This is a genomic window from Dyella sp. RRB7 (genome assembly GCF_022761115.1).
Classification (GTDB): Bacteria; Pseudomonadota; Gammaproteobacteria; order Xanthomonadales; family Rhodanobacteraceae; genus Dyella.
In genome coordinates this window covers 400449-423308 of record NZ_JAKWJS010000002.1, presented here as the reverse complement: position 1 = coordinate 423308, position 22860 = coordinate 400449, and the positions used below count along the sequence as shown (strand labels likewise).

At 65.6% G+C, this 22860-nt stretch carries 21 protein-coding genes and 1 pseudogene; 11 read left to right on the top strand and 11 right to left on the bottom strand.

Annotation, left to right across the window (positions count from 1 at the left end):
* Nucleotides 1-708 precede the first annotated feature (708 nt).
* The 3 genes and pseudogenes from MJ606_RS08165 to MJ606_RS08155 form a co-directional block, all read left to right on the top strand.
* Nucleotides 709-1614, top strand: coding sequence for a hypothetical protein (locus tag MJ606_RS08165; protein ID WP_243049018.1), 906 nt, complete (start codon nucleotides 709-711; stop codon nucleotides 1612-1614).
* Nucleotides 1615-1673: 59 nt separating this feature from the next.
* Complete coding sequence (locus MJ606_RS08160) at nucleotides 1674-1889, top strand: hypothetical protein (protein ID WP_243049016.1); 216 nt, start codon at nucleotides 1674-1676, stop codon at nucleotides 1887-1889.
* A 24-nt stretch (nucleotides 1890-1913) separates the two neighbouring features.
* Nucleotides 1914-2395: pseudogene (locus MJ606_RS08155) on the top strand (bifunctional folylpolyglutamate synthase/dihydrofolate synthase); the annotation flags it as partial.
* A gap of 237 nt (nucleotides 2396-2632) precedes the next feature.
* On the opposite strand, the gene MJ606_RS08150 reads toward MJ606_RS08155, so the two are convergent.
* The 8 genes from MJ606_RS08150 to MJ606_RS08115 form a co-directional block, all read right to left on the bottom strand.
* Nucleotides 2633-3676 (bottom strand): TraB/GumN family protein, encoded by a 1044-nt coding sequence (locus tag MJ606_RS08150; RefSeq protein ID WP_243049014.1) that lies wholly within the window; start codon nucleotides 3674-3676, stop codon nucleotides 2633-2635.
* A 149-nt stretch (nucleotides 3677-3825) separates the two neighbouring features.
* Complete coding sequence (locus MJ606_RS08145) at nucleotides 3826-5406, bottom strand: inorganic phosphate transporter (RefSeq protein ID WP_243049013.1); 1581 nt, start codon at nucleotides 5404-5406, stop codon at nucleotides 3826-3828.
* Between the two features lie 235 nt (nucleotides 5407-5641).
* Nucleotides 5642-6052, bottom strand: a complete 411-nt coding sequence (locus MJ606_RS08140) for an addiction module antidote protein (protein ID WP_243049012.1) — start codon at nucleotides 6050-6052, stop codon at nucleotides 5642-5644.
* A 59-nt stretch (nucleotides 6053-6111) separates the two neighbouring features.
* A complete protein-coding gene (locus tag MJ606_RS08135) occupies nucleotides 6112-6399 on the bottom strand; it encodes a type II toxin-antitoxin system RelE/ParE family toxin (protein WP_279236752.1) in 288 nt (95 codons plus the stop codon).
* 283 nt (nucleotides 6400-6682) lie between these two features.
* Nucleotides 6683-8113, bottom strand: coding sequence for an aldehyde dehydrogenase family protein (locus MJ606_RS08130; RefSeq protein WP_243049010.1), 1431 nt, complete (start codon nucleotides 8111-8113; stop codon nucleotides 6683-6685).
* A 16-nt stretch (nucleotides 8114-8129) separates the two neighbouring features.
* Nucleotides 8130-9773, bottom strand: a complete 1644-nt coding sequence (locus tag MJ606_RS08125; protein ID WP_243049008.1) for an acetolactate synthase large subunit — start codon at nucleotides 9771-9773, stop codon at nucleotides 8130-8132.
* A 69-nt stretch (nucleotides 9774-9842) separates the two neighbouring features.
* Nucleotides 9843-11225 (bottom strand): exodeoxyribonuclease VII large subunit, encoded by a 1383-nt coding sequence (gene xseA / locus MJ606_RS08120; protein ID WP_243049006.1) that lies wholly within the window; start codon nucleotides 11223-11225, stop codon nucleotides 9843-9845.
* A gap of 132 nt (nucleotides 11226-11357) precedes the next feature.
* Nucleotides 11358-12812, bottom strand: coding sequence for a phospholipase D-like domain-containing protein (locus MJ606_RS08115; RefSeq protein WP_243049004.1), 1455 nt, complete (start codon nucleotides 12810-12812; stop codon nucleotides 11358-11360).
* A 119-nt stretch (nucleotides 12813-12931) separates the two neighbouring features.
* Between MJ606_RS08115 and MJ606_RS08110 the strand changes: the two genes are divergently transcribed.
* Complete coding sequence (locus MJ606_RS08110; protein ID WP_243049003.1) at nucleotides 12932-14872, top strand: acetyl-CoA hydrolase/transferase C-terminal domain-containing protein; 1941 nt, start codon at nucleotides 12932-12934, stop codon at nucleotides 14870-14872.
* A gap of 39 nt (nucleotides 14873-14911) precedes the next feature.
* Here the strand turns inward: MJ606_RS08110 and MJ606_RS08105 are convergent, their stop codons facing one another.
* The gene (locus tag MJ606_RS08105) at nucleotides 14912-15652 is read right to left on the bottom strand and encodes a helix-turn-helix domain-containing protein (RefSeq protein WP_243049002.1); all 741 of its coding nucleotides are present in this window, start codon (nucleotides 15650-15652) and stop codon (nucleotides 14912-14914) included.
* A 187-nt stretch (nucleotides 15653-15839) separates the two neighbouring features.
* On the opposite strand from MJ606_RS08105, the gene ispG reads away from it, so the two are divergent.
* The 7 genes from ispG to MJ606_RS08070 all read left to right on the top strand — a co-directional run bounded on the left by ispG (nucleotide 15840) and on the right by MJ606_RS08070 (nucleotide 20712).
* On the top strand, nucleotides 15840-17096 hold the full coding sequence (gene ispG / locus MJ606_RS08100; protein WP_243049000.1) for a flavodoxin-dependent (E)-4-hydroxy-3-methylbut-2-enyl-diphosphate synthase: 1257 nt from the start codon (nucleotides 15840-15842) through the stop codon (nucleotides 17094-17096).
* 9 nt (nucleotides 17097-17105) lie between these two features.
* Entirely contained in the window at nucleotides 17106-17444 is a 339-nt protein-coding gene (locus tag MJ606_RS08095; RefSeq protein ID WP_243048998.1) for a hypothetical protein, read from the top strand.
* Nucleotides 17441-17734 (top strand): DUF1905 domain-containing protein, encoded by a 294-nt coding sequence (locus MJ606_RS08090; protein ID WP_243048997.1) that lies wholly within the window; start codon nucleotides 17441-17443, stop codon nucleotides 17732-17734. The genes MJ606_RS08095 and MJ606_RS08090 overlap by 4 nt, the downstream gene beginning before the upstream one ends.
* 81 nt (nucleotides 17735-17815) lie before the next feature.
* Nucleotides 17816-18637, top strand: a complete 822-nt coding sequence (locus MJ606_RS08085) for an HD domain-containing phosphohydrolase (RefSeq protein ID WP_243048996.1) — start codon at nucleotides 17816-17818, stop codon at nucleotides 18635-18637.
* An 84-nt stretch (nucleotides 18638-18721) separates the two neighbouring features.
* Nucleotides 18722-19123, top strand: a complete 402-nt coding sequence (locus tag MJ606_RS08080; protein ID WP_243048994.1) for a DUF350 domain-containing protein — start codon at nucleotides 18722-18724, stop codon at nucleotides 19121-19123.
* 6 nt (nucleotides 19124-19129) lie between these two features.
* Nucleotides 19130-19606, top strand: a complete 477-nt coding sequence (locus MJ606_RS08075) for a hypothetical protein (protein ID WP_243048993.1) — start codon at nucleotides 19130-19132, stop codon at nucleotides 19604-19606.
* Entirely contained in the window at nucleotides 19606-20712 is a 1107-nt protein-coding gene (locus tag MJ606_RS08070) for a glutathionylspermidine synthase family protein (RefSeq protein WP_243048991.1), read from the top strand. The genes MJ606_RS08075 and MJ606_RS08070 overlap by 1 nt, the downstream gene beginning before the upstream one ends.
* Before the next feature lie 21 nt (nucleotides 20713-20733).
* Here MJ606_RS08070 and aat read toward each other — a convergent pair whose 3' ends face one another.
* Nucleotides 20734-21477 carry a leucyl/phenylalanyl-tRNA--protein transferase gene (gene aat / locus MJ606_RS08065; protein ID WP_243048990.1) on the bottom strand — a complete coding sequence of 248 codons (744 nt, stop codon included), beginning with the start codon at nucleotides 21475-21477 and terminating at the stop codon, nucleotides 20734-20736.
* A 215-nt stretch (nucleotides 21478-21692) separates the two neighbouring features.
* On the bottom strand, nucleotides 21693-22826 hold the full coding sequence (locus MJ606_RS08060; protein ID WP_243048986.1) for a GNAT family N-acetyltransferase: 1134 nt from the start codon (nucleotides 22824-22826) through the stop codon (nucleotides 21693-21695).
* Between the last annotated feature and the right edge of the window lie 34 nt (nucleotides 22827-22860).

The window sequence follows — 22860 nt, the reverse complement described above, 5'->3', positions numbered from 1 at the left end:
GTCATCCGGAAGTAGGTGGATGATGATGCCATGGCATAGCGGATCGGCGACAGAACACCGAGAGAGCGATGCGGTCGGTCATGGTTGTAACGGTGTTGCCAGTCCTCGCTCATGTGTCGGACTCCGGTCAGCGTGGTAAAGACGTAGCGATCGAGCACTTCGGTGCGGAAGGTGCGGTTGAAGCGCTCGATGTACGCGTTCTGGGTGGATTTACCCGGCTGGTTATGCAGCAGTTCGATGCCATGGCGCTGCGCCCACTGTTTGAGCGCCGCGCCGATGAGCTCTGGGCCGTAGTACCTAGTGGGCAGCCACCGTCGACGAGAGGATCCTGAAGGTTCTCACGCACGAGAGGAGCTGCGACACCTCCATGCCGGCGTACTTCGTTCTTCCAGACGTAGTTACGTCGGCATCGCTGATGCCCTGCTTGCGGCAGGTCTCGGTCACCTTTGCAACGAGGGCGCTTCAGGCGCTTCAAGGCTTGTCCGCTAAATCCCGATAACTCCACACCTCGATCCGTGATATGTCGCGATGACTCAGCGTGTGCCGCGTGAGTTTGCCTCGCGCATGAAGCGCTAATTTTCGCCTCATTTTAGGGGGGCATGCTTCGATACGCTCACTGGAAACGCACCCAACGGATCGGGCCATAACCGCAGCGACGCTTGCTGACCGAACGGCTTCCCGCCCCTGACTCGTCCTGGAATCACACAGATGAAGACTTACCGTACCGTAGCCTGGATCGGATTATCGCTGCTGATCTCGTACGCTCAGCAAGCGGCCGCCTCCACCATCATTACTCCCTCGCGATCGAGCCAGGCACCCACCGGCGGCTATTGGGTGCTGGCCCCCGACCGCGTGCTCGCCTATGGTGGCGCACCACTCCTGCAGGAACGACCCACCGACCTCCCGGGCCAGGGCAAACGCGTGATCACGTCCATGTATGCCGCGGACGGCTATTGGATCGTGAACACGAAATCCGGCGAGTTATGGGCCTATGGCGCCGCCGTGGACAAGAAAGTATGCAAAGACGCCAACGGCGAGGCGACCAGCAATTTAGAGCGCTGCAGCGGATGGCGCGCCAACCGCGACAATGACATCGTCGCGCTGACCGCCAAGCCCGATGGTACCGGCCTATGGGTGCTTACCAGCAAAGGGCAGCTTTTCACCGTCGGAACCGCACAACCCTATGGCGATGTCACGGGCAAGCTCGGCAACATCTTCAATCGCCGTTCTCCGGTGGATATCGCGGCCACGCCCAGCGGTGAGGGCTACTACATTCTTATGAACTTTGGGCAGCTGTATACGTTTGGAGACGCCAAATCCTATGGCGACAATACTCCCGTATCGGGATCGGGCGAACAATTATCCATGGGCATCGCCCTCGGAAATGTCTGCAACGCGCAGGGAGCCCAGGCTGCCGGGTATTGGATCGTGGGATTCCGTGGGGATGTCTCCAACCTTGGGAGCGTGCCCTTCTATGGTTCCTCGGCGGGAAGGTCCAGGGATATCCGTGGCATCGCCTCCCGTTGGGATGGACGCGGCTATGCGTGGGCGCGCGATACAGACGGACAGATTTTCTATTCGTTGATAGGCCACCCGACCTGCTGGTTGAACTGACGCAGCCGGCAGGGACCGGCCAGCGCTTCTTCAAGCTGCGCGAGGCGCATGCGCGCCGCTTGCCCGGTTTCCGCTGGACCGCCTTCTGCGCGGTGGAGCGAGAGGAGCACGACCCGCGTCGCCCGCAAGGCTATCGTCCCAAGGACGAGTTCTGGCGCAAGCACGGCTACCAACGCCAGGACGACATGTTCTGCACGCTGGACTGGAAGGAGGTCGGCGCGGACACCGCCACCGCCCATCGCCTGCGTTTCTGGACGCGTCCGCTGGACGCCTGAACTGACCTCATCGGTGCCCTCCGCATGACCCGTAGTCTCGACGAATGGCTGGCCTACCAGGACCGCGTCAACGTGCGCAGCATCGAGCTGGGCCTCGATCGTGTGAGCGCGGTATGGCAACGCATGGGCGCACCGGCGCCGGCACGGCGGGTGATCACCGTCGGCGGCACCAATGGCAAGGGCTCCACCGTCGCCATGCTGGCCGCCACTGGCCGGCGTGTGGGCAGCTATACCTCGCCGCCGTGGAAAAGGCCGGCATTGCCCGCGAAGGGCGGCCGGTCATCGTCGGTGAGCTCGATCCGCCGGCAGGGCTGCTCGAGGCCTTGCAGCGCATCGGGGCGAAGGTGCAGCGGGCCGGCGTGGATTTCACCGTCGAGCGGTTGACCGAAGGCGGCTGGCGCTGGCGTCACCGCGACGGCACCACGCTGACCCTGCCCGACCCGGCGCTGGCCGCGCCGGTGCAATACGCCAATGCCGCCTCGGCCATCGCGGCCTTGCATGCGCTGGAGCCCGGCAGGGATCTCCATGCCGCGGCCTCGGCCAGCCTGCGCAGCGCGCGTGTCAGGGGAGCAGTTGCTGAGCTACGCCACTGACAAGGCCGAAATGGCGAGTGCTCGCGAGATCCTGTCAAGGATGGTGACGGAGATTCGGCAAGAGGACGCTCGCAGCCAACCGGGTGCGCGACGCCTGGCTGACTCCTAGGGAGTCGTCTTTAGAGATGCACATCAGCCACAGCGATGACGCTAAGGCTCCAGATCTTCCGGCGGACGTATGACGTAACCCAGCGACTTGAGCTTGGCGAGATAGCCATCGGGCGCCATCACCTGTTCCATCGACAGGATCGCCACGGTGCGCTTGTTGCGCGTCAGTGCCTCTTGCGCAGCGGTGATCCAGGTGTCTTCGATGCGCTGGGGCAGGTCCGGAATATTGAGCTGGTGCTCGAAGTCGCCGTTGATGGCGGCCACCACGCAGGGCTCGTAGTGGGTGTCCTGCATCAGCTGCTGCAGCGATTTCATGTCGCCGGTGGCCCAGGCATTGGCCCGCTGGGTGAGCTTGGGAAGGTCGTGCTCCACCATGCCCATCGTTTCGTCGAGGCAGGCGATGCCCTGCTGCTGGCTTTGATCCATGGTCTTTGCCGTGCTTGGTGCGTGCGAGATCAGCAGTTCGTAGCGCACGCCAATGACCCGCGTACCATGCCGGTGGGCGAGCTTTTCCACCATGCCGGGCACGTCGATGTCGTCGCTCAGGCCGCTGGCGTCCAGCGCCTTGTCATACAGCTGCTCGGCCACCACGATGGGACGCATGAACTCCAGGGCATCGTCGTTGCCCAGGTATTGACGCTTGAGCACCTGCCAGCGCGCATACATGTCCGGGGCAAGCAGGCTTTGCAGCGTGGCCCCGCCGGGGTTGAGGCGGGCCGCGGGTTGCAGGGTCAGGCGCGAGTACAGGCTGGGTGGCATTTTCAGGTGAGCCGATGGCGCCTCCAGCAGTTCCGTGGAGCGTGCGAGGGCCTGCTCAAGCTGGGTCCATTGCCATTGCGCATGCTTGGGCAGTGGCCACAGCGTTCCGATCACCCACATCACGTGATCGCCCTTGCGCACTTCCCACAGGGCCGGTCCGGGTTGTTCACCACGGACGGTAACGGTCTGCAGCTGGATCGCGGCGGCGGGGGCGGGGGCGGGCGAGCTCTGCGTGCTTGCGGGCTGGGCCGGCAGGGTGCCGGATTGCGCCCACGCGGTTGCCGTCACCAGCAGGGCGGCGAGGCCAACGGCTATCTTCGCGTGCATCCAGTAGCTCCATAAGGGGACGCGACGGCTCAGGCCCGCCGGAGCGGGCCCGATGATTGAACAACACCCATGCCCGCAGCGCCATACATGGCGGGTGAAGAGCGGGCCGTCCCGAACTCAGTTCATCGTCCGCTGGAAGCTATCAACGCTCAGAACAGATGGCGGAGGACAATATAGAGGCCGCCAGCCAGCAGGATAGAGGCGGGCAGGGTCAGGACCCATGCCATCAGCAGGTTGCGCACGGTGGCCCATTGCAGGCCCGAACCGTTGGCCGCCATGGTGCCGGCGACGCCCGAGGTCAGCACGTGGGTGGTGCTCACCGGCAGGTGGTACATGTCGGCGGCCTGGATCAGGCTCATCGCCACCAGTTCGGCCGAGGCGCCCTGGGCATAGGTCAGGTGCTCCTTGCCGATCTTCTCGCCCACCGTCACCACGATGCGTTTCCAGCCCACCATGGTGCCCAGGCCCAGCGCGAGCGCCACGGCTACCTTTACCCAGGGCGGAATGAACTGGATGGCCTGGGTGCCCAGGCCGCGCCAGGCGGTGAGCGAAGCGGTCTGCTCCTTGCTGAGCCCCGGCTGCGCGAGCACCAGCGGAATCGCCGCATTGGCCAGGTAGATGTCATTGCGCACGTTGCCCATCTGCTCGGGCGGCACCGAACGCAGCGAGGTGCGGTTGCCGACCTGATGATCGATCTCGGCAATGAGCTGGTCGAGCGCCGCCGCCGTGGTCGGCAACAACGTTCGCTGCTGCACGGCCGCGGTGAGCGGCTCGCGCGGATTGCCGCTCACCACCGCGTTACCGGCGATGCCGGCCAGCACCTGCTGGGTATCCACCGACACTTGATGGAAGGTCTTCACCTCACCACCGGTCACGGCGCCGTTCAGCGCATAGGCGGTGGGCACCGTGCCGATCAGGATCAGCATGATCAGGCCCATGCCTTTCTGGCCGTCGTTGGAGCCGTGGCTGAAGCTCACGCCGGTGCAGGTAAGCACCAGCAGCGCGCGGATCGGCCACGGCGGCGGCTTGTTGCCCTCCGGCGCGCGGTACAGCGCGGGAATCTTCACCACGGCCTTGAGTATCAGCATCAGCAGGCCGGCGAGAATGAAGCCGGCGATGGGCGAGAACACCAAACCCTTGAACACGCCGATGGCGGCGTTCCAGTCCACGCCGCTGGTGCCGGTTTTCACCGAGATCAGCTGGTTGGCCAGGCCCACGCCGATGATCGAGCCGATCAGCGTATGCGACGAAGAGTTGGGCAGGCCGAAGTACCAGGTGCCGAGGTTCCACAGAATGGCGGCGAACAGCAGCGCGAACACCATCGCGAAACCGGCCTGGCTGCCCACCTGCAGGATCAGCTCCACCGGCAGCAGCGACACCACCGTGAAGGCCACTGCGCCGGACGAGGTCAGCACGCCGAGGAAGTTGAACGCACCGGACCAGATCACCGCCATGTTGGCCGGCATCGAGTTGGTGTAGATCACCGTGGCCACCGCGTTGGCGGTGTCGTGGAAGCCGTTGACGAATTCGAAGCCCAGCGCGATCAGCAGCGCGATGCCGAGCAGGATGAAAGGCCCGGTGGCGTGGGTGCGCACGATCGACAGGTCCTGCACCAGATGCAGGGCGGCGTAGCCGCCGCCGATCAGCAGGATCAGTCCGAAGATGATGCCGAAGATACGGCCGGTGCCCTGGCTTGCGGGTGTGACGGCGACAGCGGCTTCGGTCTGCATAGGCAATGCTCTCGTGGTCGGCCTCCCGAGAGCTAATCACCCACGCAAGACAGTCGCGTGACAGCCGGCGGGCGTATCACCGCCACTGGGATGGCGGTTATTCCAAGTGCAGGCTGCACCAGCATCCGAGTTCGTGGCTGGGAGCGGGCGCCATGTACGCATACGGTTCAAAGCAAGCCGACGATGATGTAGTCGGGGGCGAATACATGGAAGTTTCGCGTAGGCCGAAACGATGTCAAGCGGCAGCGCGCTTCTTTGTACTAGGCCCTGCCGCGGCAGCCTTCCGCTTTTTCAGCAGCGCAGATCCCGCCGTGCTTTTGGCTGGCGTCTCCCGCTTGCCGGGTTTCTGTGGCCTGGATGGCTTCAACGGCGCGACCTGGAAGCGAACGCCAAGCGCGCCTAGCAGTTTGTCCATCGTGGCAAAGCCCGGCTTTGCTCCGGGGCGCAGTGCCTTGTACAGGCTTTCGCGACCCAGGCCGCTGGCCTCGGCCACGCGCGTCATGCTCCGCGCCTTCACCACATCGGCGACGGCCAGCAGGAACACGTCCGGGTCTTCGTCTTCAAGCGCGTCTTGCAGGTAGGCCGCGATCACCTCGTCATTGTCGAGGAACTCGGCAGCGTCGAACATTTTGAATGTTTGGTTCATGGTTGCCGCCTTGTCTATGTCTTTCTTGCCTGTCTTGTGTTGCCCGGTTCCGCTGGCAGCTAATTCGCCGCCAGTATTTCCTTTGCCTTTTTGATGTCTTTGCTCTGGCTTGACTTGTCCCCACCGCATAGCAGCAGATAAACCGTGTTTCCTTCCTTGACGAAGTACACCCGGTATCCCGGCCCAACGTCTACACGCATTTCGCCGATACCATCGAAATACTTCACATCGCCAAAGTTACCGACCCTTGCGCGGTTAATGCGGCCAAGGATCTTGGCGCGGGCCATCTGATCCTTGAGGCTGGCAAGCCATGCATCAAAAACGTCCGTGCTCTTGATCGTGTTCATCATTGTGATTGTATCCATATGGATACATTTGTCAATGTGTCAAAACTGACAATCCTTGATATTTTTTCATCAGTGATGCCACCGGCGCATAAAGAAAAGTCGCGTGAAGTCGGCTTTGCGACTCTCATCATCGTGGAGTCGTAGATCACATGGTGATGCGACGCCTCCCTTTTTTAGTAGCACATCGCTCGGGGCTGCCTGAGGAATGGTTATGGATGAATCCGACCGTTGATGTGTTTCCTGGGGACAGGCGCGCGACACTTCGCATGAGCGTACGATGTGCCTAGAACTCCCGCATCACCATCAACCGCAGCTCGGTCATGTCCTCGATGGCGCAGCGCACGCCCTCGCGGCCGATGCCGGAGAGTTTCACGCCGCCGTAGGGCATGTTGTCCACGCGGAAGCTGGGCACGTCGTTGACGATCACGCCGCCTTGTTCCAGTTCGTTCCAGGCGCGCATGGCGTGGGCCAGGCTGTCGGTGAAGATGCCGGCCTGCAGGCCGTAGTCCGAGTCGTTGACCTTGTCGATCACCTCATCGAAGGTACGGAACGGCGCCAGCAGGGCGAACGGACCGAACGCTTCCTGCCGGTGTGCCTTGGCACCGGTGGGCACGTTCTCCATCAGGGTGGCTTCCAGCATGGCGCCGCTGCGCTTGCCGCCGCACAGCACCTTGCCGCCGGCCTTGCGTGCCTCCTCGATCCAGCCATGCAGGCGCTCGGCGGCAGCCTCGTCGATCATGGGGCCGAGGAAGGTGTCCTTCTTCTTGGGATCGCCGGCCTTGAGTTTCTTGACGGCGCTTACCAGGCGCTTCTTCAGTTCGTCGTACAGCGATTCGTGCACGTAGATGCGCTGCACGCTGATGCAGCTCTGGCCCGACTGGTAGAACGCGCCGAACACCAGGCGGTCGATCACGCGATCCAGGTGAGGCCCCTGGTCCGCGTCGACGATGCAGGCGGCATTGCCGCCCAGCTCCAGCGTCACCTTCTTGTGGCCCGCGCGTGTTTTCAGGTCCCAGCCGATCTGGCTGCCGGTGAACGAGAGCAGCTTGAAGCGCGGGTCCTCCACCAGCGGGTTGGCATGCTTGCCGTCCAGCGTGAGTACCGAGAATGCGCCCTTGGGCAGGTCGGTTTCCGCCAGCACTTCGCCGATGATCAACGCGCCGATCGGCGTGCGCTCGGCCGGCTTGAGCACGAACGGGCAACCCGCTGCGATGGCCGGCGCCACCTTGTGCGCCACCAGGTTGAGCGGGAAATTGAACGGCGTGATGAAGGACACCGGCCCCAGCGGTACGCGCCTGGTGTAGCCGTGATAGCCGTCCAGCCGCTTGGCCAGTTCCAGGTTGAGAGTCTCGCCGTTCACGCGCACGGCTTCTTCGGCGGCGATGCGGAAGGTTTCGATCAGTCGCGTCACTTCGCCATCGGCGTCCTTGATCGGCTTGCCGGCTTCCACGCATAGCGCATAGGCCAGTTCCTGGCGGCGTTCGGCGAAGCGGTCGGCGCAGTGCTGCAGCACCTGCTGGCGTGCCCATGGTTTGAAATCCCGCATCGGACCGGTGGCTTTCACCGCGGCGGCGATGGCTTTCTCGGTGGCTTTGGCATCGGGCACGGCCACGCGCGTGGCGACCTTGCCGCTGTACTTGTCCAGCACATCCATCGTCTCCTTCGAGGTCTGCGGCTGGTTGGCGAGATAGTAGGGATAGCTTTTGGCGAGCATGCGTTACTCCAGTGAATCAGACCGCGGCGCTGAGCCGGCGGATCTCTTCGTTGAGGATGCGGTGATTGTCCGAATAGTCGATGACCAGGTCGATCAGGTGCACGCCGCCGGCATCGAAGGCGTGCTTGAGCGTGGGCAGGAAGGCATCGGCGCTTTCGGGACGATGGCCGTGCGCCCCATGCGCCTCGGCGAACATCACGAAATCCGGATTGCCGAACACCATGCCGTAGTCGGCAAAGCCCATCTCGGCCTGCTTCCAGCGGATCATGCCGTAGGCGTCGTCGCGCAGCAGCAGGATCACCAGGTCCAGCTTCAGGCGCACGGCCGTTTCCAGCTCCTGCGCATTCATCATGAAGCCGCCGTCGCCGCAGATGGCCAGCACCTTGCGCTCGGGGTAGACCATCTTGGCCGCCATCGCCGAGGGCAGGCCGGCGCCCATGGTGGCCAGCGCGTTGTCGAGCAGGATGGTGTTGGGTTGGCGCGCGCGGTAATAGCGCGCGTACCAGATCTTGTACATGCCGTTGTCCAGGCACAGCACGCCGTCGTCGGGCATGTACCGGCGGGTATCGTCCACCACGCGCACGGGGTGCATGGGAAAGCGGTCGTCGCGGGCGTGCTCGAGCAGCTGGGCGTGGAAGGCGTCGCGCACGCGGTCGAAGAAGCTGAAATTCCAGTGCGGTTGCGGCTGCAGCGCATCGGTAAGGCGTTCCACCGTATGGGCGATGTCGCCTACCACTTCGATCTGCGGGAAATAGACCGCATCCACCTCGGCGCTGGAGAAGTTGATGTGGATGACGGTGCGGCGCCCCTTGCGCATCAGGAACGGCGGCTTTTCCACCACATCGTGGCCGACGTTGACGATGACGTCGGCCGCGTCGATGGCGCGGTGCACGAAGTCGCCATCGGACAGCGCGGCATTGCCCAGCCATAGCGGATGGTCCTCGTCGATCACGCCCTTGCCCATCTGGGTGGTGAAGAACGGTATGCCCAGCTTGTCGACGAAGGCGCGCAGCGCCACGGTAGTGCGTTGGCGGTTGGCGGCGGCGCCGATCATCAGGATCGGATGCTTGGCCTTGCTGATGGCTTCGGCCGCCTGCACCAGCGCGGCATCGTCCGGCGATGGTCGCCGCGCGTATTCGGTGGGCAGCAGGATCGCATCGTCCACCATGTCGCGGGCGATGTCCTCGGGCAGTTCCAGGTGCACGGCCCCGGGGCGTTCTTCCTCGGCGCGGCGGAACGCCTCGCGCACGCGGGCGGGAATGGTGGAGGCCGATACCAGCTGGCGCGTGTACTTGGTCAGCGGTTGCATCATGTCGACCACGTCGACCAGCTGGAACATACCTTGCTTGTGTTCGCGGATGGGCTTTTGCCCGGTGATCATCAGCATCGGCATGGCGCCGAGCTGGGCATAGGCCGCAGCGGTGACCAGATTGGTGGCGCCTGGCCCCAACGTGGAGAGCGCCACGCCGGCCTCGCCGGTGAGCCGCCCCCAGGTTGCCGCCATGAAGCCGGCCGCCTGTTCATGGCGGGTCACGATCAGGCGTATCGACGATTCACGCAACGCCTCGACCAGGTCCAGGTTTTCTTCGCCGGGTACGCCAAAGATGCTGTGCACGCCCTCGGCTTCCAGCGCCTTCACGAACAGTGCCGCTGCCTTCATGCCGCGCTCCTCGAGTCGAAGCTCGAAGGATGCGGCAGGCATCGTTCACGCCGCGTGAGGTGTCGCGCGTCACTGCTCCGTGGGCTTGTCACGCACTACGGAGAGCGGCAATTCGCCATCGGCCAGGCGGGCGCGCAGCGGCGTGCCTTCGGCCACGTGTTTTGCCGAACGCAGCACCTTGCCTTCGGCGTCGAACAGAATGGCGTAGCCGCGGTCCAGCGTGGCCAGCGGACTGACGGCATGCAGCGCGCGTGCGGTTTGCTGCAGGGTGAGCCGTTCGCGTTCCAGGCGTCGTTCCATCGATTCGCGCAACTGCCGGGCCAGTTCGGCCAACCGCCGGCGCAACAGCAGCAGGCGCAGTCGTGGATGCTGGGCCAGCAGCCGGGCCTGCACGCGTTCCAGCCTTGCCTGCAGCCGTTGCGACTGTTCGCGCTGGATGCCCAGCAGGCGGCGCTGAAGATGCAGCAGGCGCTCGCGATCGCGCGCCAGCCGGGCCTGCGGACGCTGCGCCTGCAGGCGCGCCAGCAGATGATCGACACGCTGGATGCGCGCTTGCAGCCGACGCTGCTCCAGCATCACCAGGCGCTGTTGCAGCTGCTGCAGATGGCGGCGCAAGGCCGACGCGTCGGGCACCAGCAATTCGGCCGCTGCGGAGGGTGTCGGCGCACGCAGGTCGGCCACGAAGTCGGCGATGCTGACATCGATCTCATGCCCCACGGCCGATACCACCGGCACCGCGCTGGCATGGATGGCGCGCGCCACCTGCTCGTCGTTGAAAGCCCACAGGTCTTCCAGCGAGCCGCCGCCACGGGTCAGCAGCAGCACGTCGTAGCGACCGCTGGCCGAGGCCTTGCGCAGCATGTTGGCGATGGCCGGCGGCGCCTCGCGCCCTTGCACGGGCACCGGCAGCACGTCCACGTCGGCCAGTGGCCAGCGGCGCGACAGCACGCTCAGCACGTCGCGGATGGCCGCGCCGGTGGCGGAGGTGATCACGCCGATGCGTCGCGCGTAACGGGGCAGGGCGCGCTTGCGGGCCGCGTCGAACAGGCCTTCCGCATCCAGCCGCGCCTTGAGCTGCTCGAACTCGCGCTGCAGCGCGCCTTCGCCGGCCGGCTCCATGTGTTCGGCCACCAACTGGAATTCGCCGCGCGGCTCGTACAGCCCCACCCGCGCGCGTACCAGCACGTGCATGCCATCCACCGGCTTGAACTTCAGCCAGCCGCTCTTGGGGCGGAACATCGCGCAGCGCACCTGGGCGCCGGCGTCCTTGAGCGTGAAATACAGATGCCCCGAGGCGGGGCGGGCGACGTTGGACAGCTCGCCCTCGATCCACACCAGCGGCAGCGCGTCTTCCAGCAGATCGCGCACCAGCCGGTTAAGCGAACTGGGCGTGAGAATGTGGCGCGGCGGAGAGCCGCCGCGATCGCTGAGGTGATCGTCGGACGCGTGCATGAAGGCGCGAGCCTAGCACGACCCACCCGCGGTGATCGCAGGGATTACATCCGCTTGGCGGATATGCGTAGTGTGGCTGTGAGGCAGGTTGTATAAGTTATTGAAATAAAATGTAGTGACTGCGAGAGGTATTCAGTCGAGCTCGGTGGCCTGACGACGGAAGCGCCGGCGCAGGTGCCACGCGCGGATGGCGAAGTTGAGGGCGAACCAGGCGGCCACTACCCCCAGCGGCCAGCCGATCATGGCCGGCCAGACGATCGCTACCACGGCCAGCACGGCCAGGGCGAGCGCGCCGACCAGCAGCGGGCCGGTGGCGGTATCGCCCAGCACGCGGCGATCCGTCAGCGCCGCGCCCACGGTATTGGCAATGCGCAGCGCGCCGGCGGCCGCGCGGCCGGAACTGCCGCCCATCAGGTGCGGCCGCGGCGGACGCGTCGCCCGGCTTTTCACCTGTTCGGCATGGCGGCGCCAGCGACGCGGGGCGAGCACGATCTCGGTGGCGTTGCCCAGGTCGCGTTCGTACTGCTCGGCCAGCTGCTGGGCGAAGCCGGCGTCTTCCACCGCCACGTCGATTTCGCGGTTGCTCAGCCAGCTGGCGACATTGAGGTTGGACGAGCCCACGCGGGCCCATTGGCCATCGGCCACGGCCGTCTTGGCGTGCAGCATCGAGCCGTTCCATTCGAACACACGGATGCCCGCCTTGAGCAAGGGCCGGTAGCCCGAGCGCGACATGCCCGCCACGATGGGGATGTCGCTGCTGCCGGGCACCAGCAGGCGCACGTCCACGCCGTCGCGCGCGGCGGCGGCCAGTGCCTGTACGTAGGGGGCGATGCCAATGAAATACGCATCGGTGAGCCACAGCGTCTTGCGTGCCATGGCGGCAATCAGTTGATCGAGACGATACATGCCGGCCGTCGCCGGTTGCGTGGCGATGACACGCAAGGCCACCGTGCCGGCAGAGGCCAGCTCTTGGGGCGCGGGTGCGAGCGTGGGCAGCGGCGTGCCGATGCTGGCCCAGCTTTCGGCAAACGCCTGCGCCAGCTCGGCGACGGCGGGGCCTTGCAGGGCCACGCCGGTATCGCGCCAGGGGGCTACATGCCGGCCAGGATCGCCCAGCCACTTCTGGCTGATGCAAACGCCCGACAGGAAACCGTGCACGCCATCGACCACCAGCAGCTTGCGGTGGTCGCGGCTGATCCAGCCGAACGGCTGGCCGAGCTGCGGCGGGTTGAACCCGCGCACCTGGCCGCCGGCAGCGCGCAGCGGAGCCCAGAAGCTGGCGCGCGACTGCCCCTTGCAGCCCAGCCAGTCGTAGATCACCGCCACCAACACGCCGCGCCGCGCACACTCCACCAGCGCATCGCGAAACGCCCGGCCCACCTCGTCGTCGCGAACGATGTAGTTTTCCAGCAGCACGCTTTGCCGTGCGCCGCGGATGGCGGCCAGCCATGCATCGAAATGCGCGGCGGCATCGATCAGCAGGCTTGCCGCGTTGCCTCCCAGCAGGGGCGCGCCGGCGGCGCGGCTCAAGGCCTGTTCGGCGAGTAGTCGGATGGGCGCTGGCGCAAGCGGCGGCGTCGAAGTCATGGTGACGAGTGTAGGGCATGCATGGCCGACGCCTTCAAGCCGCGTTCACCCCCTGCGTGCGACCAATACGCACCGTTCTGGATCGTGCTGTCTCCATGACCTTCTGCCATGATCGCCCTATGTCGCCCGAGCAATGCCACACCGACACCGAGGCCTGTGCGCAACACATCGCCGAACGCCTCGGTCCCGATCTGCGTATTGCCGCCCCGCTGGGGCTGGGCAAGCCGCATGGCTTGCTCAATGCGCTGTACCGGTTGACCACGGCGGATACGTCGCGCTCGCTTACCCTCTACACCGCGCTTTCGTTGACACGGCCGCAGCCGGCGCCGGGTCTGGAGGCGCGTTTCCTGACCCCTTTTCTGGCCCGGCACTTTGGCGAGGATGCGGAAGATCCCGCCTATGCCGTCGACCAGGCGCGCAACGCGTTGCCATCGAACGTGGCCGTGCACGAGTTCTACATGCAGTCGGGTGCGCTGCTGCGCTCGCCCAGCGCACAGCGCAACTACATCAGCCAGAACTACACACATGTCGCCCGCGACCTGGCCGTGCAGGACATCAACGCATTGGTGCAACTGGTGGCCCGGCGCGAAACCCCCGAGGGCGTGCGCTACAGCCTCTCGTGCAACCCGGACCTGACCCTCGATTTCATCGACCGGGTGGTGCAGTCCGGCAAGCCGCGGCCGTTGTGCGTGGCGGTGGTGCATCCGGATCTGCCCTATATCAGCGGGCACGCGGAAGTCACCCAGGACTATTTCGACCTGGAGTTGCGTCCCGACGCGTCACCGCCATTGTTTGCCTTGCCGCGCCAGCCCATCGATATCGTCGAGTACGCGCTGGGCATGCATGCCAGTGCCCTGGTGCGCGATGCCGGTTGCCTGCAGATCGGCATTGGCGCGCTGTCCGACGCGCTGGTCTACGGGTTGCGCTGGCGCCAGCAGGACAACATGCAGTGGCGTCGCGCGCTGGTGGCGCTCGACCCGCGTGGCGGCACGCATGCGCTGGCGGCGCGCATGGGCGGCCTGGCGCCATTCCGCACCGGGCTGTACGGCGCCAGCGAAATGGTGATGGACGGCTTCATGCACTTGCAGCGTGCCGGCATTCTCAAGCGACGCGCCTGGGATGACCTCGACCTGGAGCGCGCCGCCGCCAGCGGCCGGCTGTCCCCGGAGACGCCGGGCGGGCATTACCTGCGCGGCGCGTTCTTCCTCGGTTCGCATGAGCTGTACGCATGGCTTGCGGCGCTGGAGGACGAGGACCCCGATGCGCTGGACATGTGCCGCGTATCCAACGTCAACCAGCTCTATGGCGATCACCAGGCGCTGGCGTCGTTGCAGCGGCGCGGCGCGCGCTTCTTCAACACGTGCATGATGGCGACGCTGGTGGGGGAGGCGGTGTCCGATACCCTCGAAAATGGCGAAGTGGTCAGTGGCGTGGGCGGCCAGTACAACTTCGTGGCGATGGCCCACGAGTTGCCGGAAGGGCGCTCCGTGTTGCTGTTGCGTTCGACCCGGCGCGGTCGCAGCGGCGTGGAAACCAATATCCGCTGGAACTACGGGCACGCCACCATTCCGCGCCATCTGCGCGACATGTTCGTGACCGAGTATGGCGTGGCGGACCTGCGCGGCAAGACCGACAGCGAATGCATCGAGGCCATGCTGGCCATCAGCGATGCACGCTTTATCGATGCGCTATGTGCCGAGGCCAAATCGCACGGCAAGCTCGCGGCGGATTTCCAGGTGCCCGAGCGCTGGCGCAACAACCGTCCCGAGCACCTGCGTGCCGCCTTGGCGCCGTGGCAGAACAAGGGCCTGCTGCCCGCCTTTCCGTTCGGCAGCGATTTCACCGAGATCGAGCAGCGCCTGCTGCCGGCGCTCAACTGGCTGAAGGACAGCAGTGCTACCTGGCGGGGCAAGCTTGCCCTGTTGCGGGCGGTGCTGGGGCCCGGCGCTCCGGTCGAGGGCGAGGACGAAGCCCTCGCGCGCATGGAGCTGGACCAGCCCGCCGGCATCGGTGAGCGCTTGCAGGGCCGCCTGTTGAGGGCCGCTTTGCGCAGGGGCTAGAACCCCTGCGCAGGCTCTTGCAAGGCAGGCCCGGTGAGGTCAGTGCGTCAGCAGCGGTTGCCCGAGTTCGCGCAGCGCGGGCAGGTCCACGATGGACAGGCCCTGGCGGTCGAGCGTTATGAAATTCCGCTGGCGAAAGCGGCCCAGCAGGCGGCTCACCGTTTCGGTGGTCAGTCGCAGATGGTTGCCGATATCCGAACGCGACATCGGCAGCGGCAGGTAATCGGCGGACAGGCCCAGCATCGCGCGACGGTCGCGCATGTCGACCAGGAAGGCCGCGAAGCGCTCTTCGGCCAGGTAGTTGCCGCCGCTTAGCTGCAGGCGCGAGATGCGCTGACTGGCGGCATGCATCAGATGCCAGGGCACTTCGGGTTGCTCGGACGCGACCTGTCGCAGCGCGCTGAACGGAAAGCGGCAGAACTGCGTTTTGCCGAGGGCGACGACGGCGTTGTCGTGCAGCTCGCGATCGAGCGCGTCCAGGCCAATCATTTCGCCCGGCAGATGAAACGCCAGCACCTGCTCACGGCCGGAGATGTCCACGGCGACCGTCTTGGCCATGCCGGACTGGACGGCATAGACGGCGCGGAAGGGGGACAGCGGCCGGTACAGGTATTCCCCGGTGCGCAGCGGCCCGATGCGCTCGGCGATATGACGCAGCCCGGAGAGTTCCGGGCGGTCGTAGCCGCTGGCCTGGCAAACCGAGGCATGGCCGCAGCCGGCGCAACTGGCCGATGGTGTCATGCGCGTGACGTCGTCCTGGCGATATTGTCTTTGAAGCATAAGCTTGACCCTCCTGATCCATGCCCGTTTTCCGGATGTCCATGATCTACCCACGCGGCCAGGAATGGCCGTGCTGCGCGGTTTTGCCGCATAAGTCCGGACTCTCTAGGGGGTACGCAGCGGTTCGGTTATCCTTTCCCCGTTGCCGCGCCTGCCTGCGGCGTTCAATGTCCGGCCGATGCCACTCATGAGCGACCAGTCTTCCTCCCCGCGTCTCGCCCAGCCTGCCCAGCGCCGCCCCAGCGTGGGCGTCAGGATCGGAAAAATCACGGTGGGTGGCGGTGCCCCCGTGGTGGTGCAGTCGATGACCAATACCGACACCGAGGACCCGGCCAGCACCGCCAAGCAGATCGCCGAGCTGGCGCGCGCCGGCTCGGAGCTGGTGCGCATCACGGTGAACACGCCGGCGGCGGCGGCGGCCGTGCCGCGCATCCGCGAACGGCTGGCCATGATGGGCGTGGACGTGCCGATCATCGGCGACTTCCACTACAACGGCCACCAGCTGCTGGAGGCCGAGCCGGCCTGCGCCGAAGCACTGGCCAAGTACCGCATCAATCCCGGCAATGTTGGCTTCGGCAAGAAGAAGGACAGCCAGTTCGCTTCCATCATCGAGATGGCGCTGCGCTACGACAAGCCGGTGCGCATCGGCGCCAACTGGGGCTCGCTGGACCAGAGCATGGTCGCCACGCTGATGGACGAGAACCACAAGCGCGCCGAGCCGTGGGATGCCTCGCACGTCGCCCGCGAGGCGCTGATCCGGTCGGCGCTGGATTCGGCCTTGCGCGCCGAGGAGATCGGCCTGCCGCGCGATCGCATCATCCTCTCGTGCAAGGTGTCCGGCGTGCAGGAGCTGATCGCGGTGTATCGCGACATCGCCGGCCGCTGCGACTACGCGCTGCACCTGGGCCTGACCGAAGCGGGCATGGGTTCCAAGGGCATCACCGCATCGTCCGCCGCCCTGGCCGTGCTGTTGCAGGAAGGCATTGGCGACACCATCCGCATTTCGCTGACGCCGGAACCGGGCGCCTCGCGTACCGGCGAGGTGATCGTGGCGCAGGAGTTGCTGCAGACCATGGGCCTGCGCGCGTTCACGCCGCTGGTCACCGCCTGCCCGGGCTGTGGACGCACCACCAGCGAGTTTTTCCAAGTGCTGGCGCGCACGGTGCAATCGCATGTGCGCGAGCAGATGCCGCTGTGGCGGGTGAAGTACGACGGCGTGGAGAACCTCACGCTGGCGGTGATGGGCTGCGTGGTCAACGGGCCGGGCGAATCCAAGCACGCCAATATCGGCATTTCGCTGCCGGGTAATGGCGAGGCGCCGTCGGCGCCGGTGTTCATCGATGGCGAGAAGGCGATGACCTTGCGTGGCGACAATATCGCCAACGAGTTCATCGGCATCCTCGACCAGTACGTCGCCACCAAGTACGTCAGTCGCGCCGGGTGAAGCGTCGACATGACGAGCTCGTCGAGTGAGTCGCTGATTCTCGACGCCTGGCAGGCCAGCGCGGACGCATGGGAGCGTGCCGTCCGCGAGGGTCGCATCGAAAGCCGCAAGCTGGTTACCGACCGCGCCATCGTGGCGGCGGTGCTGTCGCATGCGCCGCGCTGGGTGATCGACGTGGGCTGCGGCGAGGGCTTCAGCCAACCGGCCCGCTGGTACTTCCGCACCCTTGGCCGTTGGCTGGATGCGTTCCATGCGGCTTATCCGATGGGTCGAACCCCTGCATCCTCACACGGGACGGCCCACGTCCGTTATCTTCGTGGCGGGGGCAAGCTAGGGGGCAGGGGATGAACAGGCATCGCGCCGTGGCTTTTCGCGCCGCCGTACAGAGCGGCAACAAGCAATGGGCCGTGGCGCTGCCATTCGATCCGGTCAGCCAATGGTCCACGCCGGCCAGGCCCTTGTGGAAATGCGGCCATGGCCATCGCGTGCGCGGCAGCCTTAATGGACAGGATTTCCGTGGCGCGGTGGTGGAGCGGGCGGGTGCCTTCTGGCTGCTGCTGGAAGAGTCGCTGATGGCCGCTGCCGGGTTGGACGTCGGGCAATGGGTCGACGTACTGATCGAACCCGAAGACGCCTGAGGGCGATCCAACGTTCACAGTTCCCAGCATCCTGCTCCCGCTATGCTTTGCCCGCTTGGGTGAGCCTGGATGGCGGGAAGCATGGTGAGGATCAAGCCACAACTGCGGATCGTCCTGATCTACGTGATCCTGGCCTGGACGTGGGTGTTCTTTTCCGACCGCCTGCTGTTTTCGCTGGGCTACGACGAGCACACCCTGAGCATGTTGCACAGCGCCAAGGCCGGCTTTTACGTGCTGTGCACGGGCATCCTGCTGTACTGGTTGATCGGGCGCGACATGAAGCGCCTGGATCGCCTCAACCACCTGCTGTTGACCGGCAATGAGCAGTCGCTGCGCGCGCTGGTGTCGGCGATGGATATCCGCCACAAGGAAACGCGCGATCACTCCGAGCGCGTGATGCGCATGACCGTGGCCTTGGCTCGCCTGGCCGGACTGGACGGCGATGCGCTGCGCCATGTGCGATTCGGCGCACTGCTGCATGACATCGGCAAGCTGGCATTGCCCGATGCCATCCTGATCAAGCCGGGCCCGCTGGATGCGGAGGAAATGGCCATCATGCGCACCCACCCGACCCTGGGGCGAAACCTGCTGATGCGCACCGCCTTCCTGCGCCCGGCCATCGATATTCCGTATGCGCACCACGAGCGCTGGGACGGCGCCGGTTATCCCCGCGGCTTGCGCGGCGAGGAAATTCCGCTTGCCGCGCGCATCTTCAGCGTAGTCGACGTATGGGACGCGCTCAGCTTTCCGCGCGTGTACAAGCCGGCATGGCCCGAATCCGACGTGCTCGACTATCTGCGCCGGGCCGCCGGCAGCCAGCTCGACCCGCAGGTCGTGGCACTGTTTCTGCAGCACTACGACGAGCTCAAAGCCATCGCGTTGGACGAGCGCACGGCGGACTGAACCAACCCGTGTGGACGGCGTGCATTCGCTCTGCGCTACACTGCCACGGCGCCCGGGAGGGGCGCATCGACAGGGGAGCCTACCGTGTTGCCGGATCTTTCGACGCTGCCGGCGTTTGCCGCGTATTTCGGGCTTGGCGTCCTTCTGCTCGCGATGTTCTGCACGGTACACATCTGGCTTACGCCACAGCGTGAGCTGGCCCTTATCCGGCACGGCAACCAGGCGGCGGCGATCAGCCTGGCGGGTGCCTTGCTGGGCTTCGTCGCGCCACTGGCCAGTGCCATGTCACACAGCGTCAGCCTGATGGACCTGGCGCTATGGGGCGTGGTCGCGATGATCGTGCAGTGGTTGGCCCATGTGGTCATGCGTGTGCTCATTCACGACTTGGCCGCGCAGGTGGAAAGCGACAACCGCGCAGTAGCCGTGTTCGCGGCTGCGGTCGCCATCGGCGTGGGCCTGATCAACGCCGCGGCCATGACCTGGTAGCGCGCCATGGGCTATCCGCAGAAACCCCATGAGATGACGGATCGCCATCCATCCGGCGTGGCCTCGCCGCGCCGCGATGCACAGTTTCATCCCTTGGCCGAACGCACGCAGAAGCGATCGATGGCGGTGCCGCTGATCGCGCTGGGCGGTGCCGCCATTGTCGGGTTGTCCATGCTCGGTCGCGGCCAGGATGTGCAGCGCAACCGGTACGACAGCCTCGAAGACTGCGTGCACGACTACACCACCGGACAGTGCGAGCTGGACAATTCGGTAGGCACGAGTGGCGGCGGTCTGCATTACTACGGGCCCTGGTACCGCGGCGACGGTCGTGGCGGCGCGACGGATCCCGGGCCGGGCCGTACCTTGGGCAGGCCGACGGGGACATTTCCGGCGGGTGGTTTCGCCGGTGGGCCGCGTGCGGTGGAACTTGGCACGCGCGGTGGCTTCGGTTCCACCGGCCGTGTCTTCGCGCGGGCCAGTTGATGCGCCGCGAAACCTGCACGCCGAGGACGGATTGGCGGGACAAGCTGGAGTCGCTCGGCTTCGCTTTCCACACGATCGACGGGCAGCCCTATTGGCGCGAAGACGCACGCTATGTGTTCGATGCCCGCGAGATCGACGTTGTCGAGGCTGCCACCAACGAATTGCATGCGCTATGCCTGGAGGCGGTGGATCGCATCGTGCGCAGCGGGCGTTATGCCGACCTCGGCCTCGATGCGCGCGCCGCCACCCTAGTCGAGCGCAGCTGGTGGGATCGCGAGCCGGCGCTCTACGGCCGCATGGATCTGGTCTATGACGGCAGCGCGCCGCCACGCCTGCTGGAGTACAACGCGGACACCCCTACGGCCCTGTTCGAGGCTTCGGTGGCGCAGTGGTATTGGCTACAGGATGCAGCGCCCCAGGCGGACCAGTTCAATGCGATCCATGAAGCACTGGTGGAACGTTGGGGCGTATTGCCCAAGGCGTCGCAGGTGCATTTCGCGGCCTGCTATGAAAGTGCCGAGGATGCGTTGACCGCAGACTATCTGCTCGATACCTGCATGCAGGCCGGCCATCGCACGACGGCGCTGGATATGGAGCAGGTCGGCTGGTCCGGGCGCGATTTCATCGACATGGACAACGTGCCGATCGAGCGCATGTTCAAGTTGTATCCCTGGGAATGGATGCTGGCCGAACCCTTTGCGGCCCACCTGGCGGAGGTCCGCCTGCGCTGGATCGAGCCGGCGTGGAAGATGCTGTTGTCGAACAAGGCGATCCTGCCCTTGCTGTGGGAGTTTTTTCCCGGGCACCCGAACCTGCTTCCGGCCAGTCGCCGGCGTGGCGCCATCGATGGTCCTGTCGTGCGCAAACCTTGCTGGGGGCGCGAGGGGGCCGGCGTCATCGTGCTTGAGCATGGCGAGGCGGAACGCGCCACCGCCGAGCCATGCATTTATCAGGCACTGGCTCCACTGCCGGTGTATGAGGGCCGACACGCATTGGTCGGTTCCTGGGTGGTTGGGCACACCGCGGTGGGCATCGGCATGCGCGAGGACGCCGATCGCATCACCCGCAACACCAGCTGCTTCGTACCGCACCTCTTCGAAGGCTGAGCAGGCAGCGCGAAGCCTGCATCACGCGTCGGGCTTCGTCGTAGCCTGCGACGGCAGTTGCGCCAGCGGCGTGAATTCGGCCCAGTTGCCGGGTTGCCCCGGCAGGTGAGTGAGTTGCGCCACCAGACGCAGGAACTCGGCGCGCGGGTATTCCACCGCGCCCAGCTGCAGCAGGTGGGCATTGGTCACCTGCGCATCGATCAGCGGGAAATCCCAGCGCCGCAGCAATTGGGCCAGGGCCACCAGCGCCGTATGCGAACCGCCGCTCTGGCGGCTGAACATGGATTCGCCGCAAAACAGCCGGCCCACGGCGATGCCGTAGATGCCGCCCACCAGCCGGTCGCCGTCCCACACCTCGACGCTATGCGCGTGACCCAGGGTGTGCAGGTTGACGTAGGCATCGACCATGGCGGGCACGATCCAGGTGCCGGCCTGGCCTGGCCGAGGGGCGGCGCAGGCCTCCACCACGTCGCGGAACGCATGGTCGACGGTGATGCGCCAGGACACCTGGGCGAGCCGCCGGCGCAGGCTGCGATTGGGCTTCAAGGTCGCTGTGTGGAATACGCAACGCGGGTCGGGCGACCACCACAGCAGCGGTTCGTCCTCATTGAACCAGGGGAAGATGCCCTGCGCATAGGCCGCCAGCAGCCGCCGCGGCGAAAGGTCGCCGCCGAAGGCCAGCAGGCCGTTGGGCTCGCTCAGCGCCTTGCGCGGATCGGGGAAGTGTTCCGGCTTGGCCGAGTCGAGCAGTGGCAGTCGGATCATCGTGGGCGCCGTCGGATACGGGATGGGGCTTGAGTCTTCCGGCAGATGCTAACCGCTTGCCGCTGTGATTAGCATGCTCCGATTCCCGTCATAGGCTGGATGGCCATGCGCCCCACTGCTTTGGTGCTGTCTTTGTTGTCGATGACTTGAGTGGCATCGGCGGCTGACTCGATCGATCCATCTCGCCAAGGTGACCTGGCCAGGCGAGCACACGCTCAACTTCGCGCGTAGGGGCTGTGGGCCTGCAGTTCTTCCGCATAGTCATGGATGGCGTCCGCTTCGCGCGAAAGCGCCTCGCGCACGGCATGCCGGAAGCTTTCGTTGACCAGGTAGTGACGCGAATGAGTGCGCACCGGCAGGAAGCCACGTGCCAGCTTGTGTTCGCCCTGCGCGCCCGGTTCAAAGCGTTGCAGGCCGTGGCGGATGGCGTGCTCGATGCCCTGGTAGTAGCACAGCTCGAAATGCAGGCCGGGTATGTCCACCTCGGCGCCCCAGTAACGCCCGTACAAGGTGTCGTGGCTTTGCAGGAACAGCGCCATGGCGATGATCGCGCCATGCTGCCGCGCCAGGGCCAGTTGCACGGAGTCGCCAAGCGTCTCGCCTAGCGCCAGGAACATCGCCTCAGTCAACGCGGCATGGTTCCCTTTGGCGTCGAAGGTGGATTCGTAGAGTGCGTGGACGCGGCGCCATTCGTGTGGACTGAGCTCGTTGCCCCGACGCATCTCGATCAGCAGGCCCGCGCCGGCTACGTGCGCGCGTTCCTGCCGGATGTTTTTCCGCTTCTTGTGATTGAGCGCATCGAGAAAGCCGGCGAAATCCGCATAGCCCTGGTTGCGCCAGTGGAATTGCACGTCGGAGCGGGCCAGCCAGCTGTCGTCGAAGGCGGCCAGTTCCTCGTCGCGCAGGAAATTGGCGTGCACCGAGGATAGCTTCATGCGCCTGGCGAACGTCTGCATTGCCGAAACCAGCGCTTGTCGCAGGCTCGCCGCCTCAGGCCCGGTGCCGGCCAGCAGGCGCGGGCCGGGTACGGGCGAGTAGGGCACCGCATTGAGCAGCTTGGGATAGTAGTCGCCACCGGCGCGTTCCCACGCGCTGGCCCAGCTCCAGTCGAACACGAACTCGCCGTGCGAATTGCCCTTGAGGTACAGCGGCGCGGCGGCGACCAGGTGGTCAGCCTCGTACAGGCCCAGGTGATGGGCCTGCCAGCCCCAGTCGGGGCGGATGCAGCCGGTGCGTTCCAGCGCGGCCAGGAACGCGTGCGACACGAACGGGTTGTCGTCCGGGCGCAGCGCGTCCCACGCCGTGGCGGGCATGCTGGTGATGCTGTCGTGGAAACGCGCTTCGATCACGTCGGTGCCGGAGGATCAATCCGGCTTGCGCCGG

What these genes read in the sequence shown, in the direction of transcription:
- MJ606_RS08165 (WP_243049018.1), top strand. Translation starts at nt 709, where the DNA reads ATGAAGACTTACCGTACCGTAGCCTGGATCGGATTATCGCTGCTGATC.
- MJ606_RS08150 (WP_243049014.1), bottom strand. Translation starts at nt 3,676, where the DNA reads ATGCACGCGAAGATAGCCGTTGGCCTCGCCGCCCTGCTGGTGACGGCA.
- MJ606_RS08145 (WP_243049013.1), bottom strand. Translation starts at nt 5,406, where the DNA reads ATGCAGACCGAAGCCGCTGTCGCCGTCACACCCGCAAGCCAGGGCACC.
- MJ606_RS08140 (WP_243049012.1), bottom strand. Translation starts at nt 6,052, where the DNA reads ATGAACCAAACATTCAAAATGTTCGACGCTGCCGAGTTCCTCGACAAT.
- MJ606_RS08135 (WP_279236752.1), bottom strand. Translation starts at nt 6,399, where the DNA reads ATGAACACGATCAAGAGCACGGACGTTTTTGATGCATGGCTTGCCAGC.
- MJ606_RS08130 (WP_243049010.1), bottom strand. Translation starts at nt 8,113, where the DNA reads ATGCTCGCCAAAAGCTATCCCTACTATCTCGCCAACCAGCCGCAGACC.
- MJ606_RS08125 (WP_243049008.1), bottom strand. Translation starts at nt 9,773, where the DNA reads ATGAAGGCAGCGGCACTGTTCGTGAAGGCGCTGGAAGCCGAGGGCGTG.
- xseA (WP_243049006.1), bottom strand. Translation starts at nt 11,225, where the DNA reads ATGCACGCGTCCGACGATCACCTCAGCGATCGCGGCGGCTCTCCGCCG.
- MJ606_RS08115 (WP_243049004.1), bottom strand. Translation starts at nt 12,812, where the DNA reads ATGACTTCGACGCCGCCGCTTGCGCCAGCGCCCATCCGACTACTCGCC.
- MJ606_RS08110 (WP_243049003.1), top strand. Translation starts at nt 12,932, where the DNA reads ATGTCGCCCGAGCAATGCCACACCGACACCGAGGCCTGTGCGCAACAC.
- MJ606_RS08105 (WP_243049002.1), bottom strand. Translation starts at nt 15,652, where the DNA reads ATGCTTCAAAGACAATATCGCCAGGACGACGTCACGCGCATGACACCA.
- ispG (WP_243049000.1), top strand. Translation starts at nt 15,840, where the DNA reads ATGAGCGACCAGTCTTCCTCCCCGCGTCTCGCCCAGCCTGCCCAGCGC.
- MJ606_RS08095 (WP_243048998.1), top strand. Translation starts at nt 17,106, where the DNA reads ATGACGAGCTCGTCGAGTGAGTCGCTGATTCTCGACGCCTGGCAGGCC.
- MJ606_RS08090 (WP_243048997.1), top strand. Translation starts at nt 17,441, where the DNA reads ATGAACAGGCATCGCGCCGTGGCTTTTCGCGCCGCCGTACAGAGCGGC.
- MJ606_RS08085 (WP_243048996.1), top strand. Translation starts at nt 17,816, where the DNA reads ATGGTGAGGATCAAGCCACAACTGCGGATCGTCCTGATCTACGTGATC.
- MJ606_RS08075 (WP_243048993.1), top strand. Translation starts at nt 19,130, where the DNA reads ATGGGCTATCCGCAGAAACCCCATGAGATGACGGATCGCCATCCATCC.
- MJ606_RS08070 (WP_243048991.1), top strand. Translation starts at nt 19,606, where the DNA reads ATGCGCCGCGAAACCTGCACGCCGAGGACGGATTGGCGGGACAAGCTG.
- aat (WP_243048990.1), bottom strand. Translation starts at nt 21,477, where the DNA reads ATGATCCGACTGCCACTGCTCGACTCGGCCAAGCCGGAACACTTCCCC.